At 71.0% G+C, this 3,047-nt stretch carries 4 protein-coding genes and 1 pseudogene; all 5 read left to right on the forward strand.

All coding sequences use genetic code 11. The features are described 5' to 3' along the window. Positions 1–314, forward strand: a pseudogene (locus tag ACG2DA_RS22215) (hypothetical protein); the annotation flags it as partial. 62 nt (positions 315–376) lie between these two features. Next, positions 377–964 carry a PepSY-associated TM helix domain-containing protein gene (locus ACG2DA_RS22220; RefSeq protein WP_395258812.1) on the forward strand — a complete coding sequence of 196 codons (588 nt, stop codon included), beginning with the start codon at positions 377–379 and terminating at the stop codon, positions 962–964. A 34-nt stretch (positions 965–998) separates the two neighbouring features. Further along, entirely contained in the window at positions 999–1,541 is a 543-nt protein-coding gene (locus ACG2DA_RS22225) for a DUF2271 domain-containing protein (protein WP_395258807.1), read from the forward strand. Between the two features lie 47 nt (positions 1,542–1,588). Next, complete coding sequence (locus ACG2DA_RS22230; protein ID WP_395258809.1) at positions 1,589–2,395, forward strand: DUF4198 domain-containing protein; 807 nt, start codon at positions 1,589–1,591, stop codon at positions 2,393–2,395. A gap of 113 nt (positions 2,396–2,508) precedes the next feature. Further along, a complete protein-coding gene (locus ACG2DA_RS22235) occupies positions 2,509–2,691 on the forward strand; it encodes a hypothetical protein (protein WP_395258811.1) in 183 nt (60 codons plus the stop codon). The last annotated feature ends 356 nt before the right edge of the window (positions 2,692–3,047 follow it).

The following is a 3,047-nucleotide window of genomic DNA, read 5'->3' on the forward strand; positions in this document are numbered from 1 at the left end:
TCTGGTGGAACGACGGGGCGATCCTGGAAGACGCGAAGACCTTCGCCGCCGCCCGGACCGGCGGGGCCCCGCCGGTCCGGTTGCTGGCCACGCTGGGCGAGTTGGAGCGCCGGCCGACGGCGGGCCCGGCCGGCAGCCCCGACCGCACGACGGCGGACGCCGAAGACTTAGTCGAGCTGCTGACCGGCGCCTCGCTCCCGGGAGTGGAGGCGGCGTTCGTGGAGTTCGCCGGGGAACGCCACGGCTCGGCCCTGCTGCCGGCCGCCGGCCGCGGGGTGCGGTTCGCCCTCGATCAAGAGCAGAACGTCCCGTGACTGACCGTCCCCCAACCGGCCCGTCCGCCCGCCCCGGCCGCAGTCCGTGGCGGGGGTTCTGGATGCGGACGATGCTCCAGTGGCACTGGACGAGTTCGGCCGTCTGCCTGGTCGGCATGCTGCTGTTCGCCGGAACCGGGATCACGCTGAACCACGCCGGGCAAATTCCCGCCGAGCCGGAGATCACGACCGCCGAAGCCGTGCTGCCCTCGGAATTGCTGGCGGAGTTGGCCGAGGTCGACGCCGACGGCGACGCCCCGCTGCCGCCCGCGACCGCCGCGTGGCTGAGCGAGCGGTTCGGCAAACCGATCGGCGTCCGCCCGGCGGAGTGGAGCGAGGACGAGGCGTACCTCTCCATGCCCGGCCCCGGCTCGGACGCCTGGCTGGCGATCGACCGCGTCAGCGGGGACGTGGAGTTCGAAGCCACCGACCGCGGCTGGATCGCCTACTTCAACGACCTGCACAAGGGCCGCCACACCGGCGCCGCGTGGCGGTGGTTTATCGACGTCTTCTCGGCGGCGACCTTCGTGTTCTGTCTGACCGGCCTGTACCTGCTCTGGTTTCACGCCCGGCGGCGGCCGTCCACCTGGCCGTTGGTCGGGCTGGGGCTGATCGGCCCCCTGCTGCTGGCCCTGTTGTTCGTTCACTAATCCCGCACGCCGCCCCGTTCCCGAGTTCTCGCCGATGAAGAAATTTCGCCTCGCCGTCGCCGCGATCGCCCTCTCCGCCGTCGGCTGGCAGTGCCTACCGGCGGAGGAGCCGGCGGAGGCCGCGTTGGAGGTCTCCGTGGAGATCCCCCGCCTGAACGTCTCCGAATATCACCGCCCGTACGTCGCCGTCTGGATCGAAGACGAGAACCGCAAGGCCGTCGCCAACCTGGCCGTGTGGTATCAGATGAAGACCCCGCAGGATCAGACCGGCACCAAGTGGCTGCCGGACCTGCGGCAGTGGTGGCGCCGGACCGGCCGCTCGCTGGAGATGCCGGTCGACGCGGTCAGCGGCGCCACCCGCCCCGCCGGCACGCACACGCTGACCTTCGCCGACGCCGACGAGCGCCTGTCCCGCCTTGAGCCCGGCGAATACACGCTGAAGGTCGAGGCCGCCCGCGAAGTCGGCGGCCGCGAACTGCTGGAACTCCCCTTTGCCTGGCCCGCCAAGGCCCCGCGGACGCAGCGGGCCGAGGGCGAGGAGGAACTCGGCACGGTCGCCCTGACCGTCCGCCCCTGACGCCCCGCCCCATCGGCGTTCACCCGTCCCCCCTCCTGAAAGACCCCATGTCCCGTTCGATCCTGTTCACGCTGGCGGTCACGCTGGCGTTCCCGGCGACTTCGTTCGCCCACAAGGTGTGGTTGTTGCCCTCGCAGACCGTGCTCTCCGGCGCCGAGCCGTGGGTGACCGTCGACGCGGCGGTCTCCAACGACCTGTTCTACTTCAACCACTTCCCGCTGCAGCTTGACGGGCTGACGATCACGGCCCCGGACGGCACGGACGCGCAGGCCCAGAACCAGTCGGTCGGGCGCTACCGCAGCGTGTTCGACCTGCCCCTCGAACAGGAGGGCACCTACCGGGTCGCCGTGCTGAACGAGGGCCTGTTCGCCAGTTATCAAAAAGACGGCGAGACCCGCCGCTGGCGGGGCTCCCCGAAGGCCTTCGCCGCGGAGATCCCCGGCGACGCGGAGGACCTGCATGTGACGGAGTACCTCGGCCGGGTGGAGACGTTCGTGACCAACGGCCCGCCGACCAAGACCGCCCTGAAGCCCACCGGCAAGGGAATCGAACTGATCCCGGTCACCCACCCCAACGACCTGTACGCCGGAGAGACCGGCACGTTCCGCGTGCTGGTCGAGGGCAAGCCGGCCGCGGGGCTGGAGGTGGAAGTCGTCCGCGGCGGCACCCGCTACCGGGATACGCAGGGCGAAACGCACCTCACCACCGACGAGAACGGCGAGTTCTCCATGACGTGGCCCGAGCCGGGCATGTACTGGCTTGAAACCTCGTCGACCGACGACAAGACCACGCTCCCGCAGGCCGGCAGCCGCCGACTGAGCTACGCCGCGACGCTGGAAGTCCTGCCCCAGTGACGGGTTCGAGCCCGCCGAACGTTCCGCGACCCGCTGTTTCGGACCGGGTCGCGGAACGGAGCAGGATCAACCCGCCGCCCGACGCCTCCCGCCGAACGGCTTGGGCGGGGCCGGTGGTGAACGCAATCGGACTGGCGTCGTTCGCCGCGGTCGGGCTGGCGTTCTGGGCCGTCACCGAAGGACCCGGGCGGGCCGCCGCTCCCTCGTCGGACCGGGCGTGGCTGGCCGGCGGGGCGGCGGCCCTCTACGTCGGCCTCTGCATCGCGGCGGCCCGACGACGGGGCCGGGATCGCTGATGAACCAACCGGATAAAGATCGGACCAACGGCGGGTCCCGTCGCCTCGACCAGCAATGAGGAAAGATCTGCCGCGAGATCCGCATCCAGGCTTTCGTCCGACGCCCTTTCCCGCCGCTCTATTTTCCCGCCGCTTTAACGCTGGCGGTCCGATCCGGACGATGAGCCGCTCGCCGCGGTGAGGCGGGCGGTCCCGCCGACGTCCAACACGTCGATCGCCCACGAGGTCGATCGCCCACGAGTCCGGGTAGGGGAACACGCTGTCGCCGCGGGCGTCGTCGTGGGTGTTGCCCATGTCCCGCGACAGGCTCCGCAGCGACAGCCCGTCTACCAGCCCGCCGGACAGCAGGGCGTGGG

Source organism: Alienimonas sp. DA493 (assembly GCF_043951915.1).
In the GTDB taxonomy this organism is placed as follows: Bacteria; Planctomycetota; Planctomycetia; order Planctomycetales; family Planctomycetaceae; genus Alienimonas.

What these genes read in the sequence shown, in the direction of transcription:
- ACG2DA_RS22220 (WP_395258812.1), top strand. Translation starts at nt 377, where the DNA reads ATGCGGACGATGCTCCAGTGGCACTGGACGAGTTCGGCCGTCTGCCTG.
- ACG2DA_RS22225 (WP_395258807.1), top strand. Translation starts at nt 999, where the DNA reads ATGAAGAAATTTCGCCTCGCCGTCGCCGCGATCGCCCTCTCCGCCGTC.
- ACG2DA_RS22230 (WP_395258809.1), top strand. Translation starts at nt 1,589, where the DNA reads ATGTCCCGTTCGATCCTGTTCACGCTGGCGGTCACGCTGGCGTTCCCG.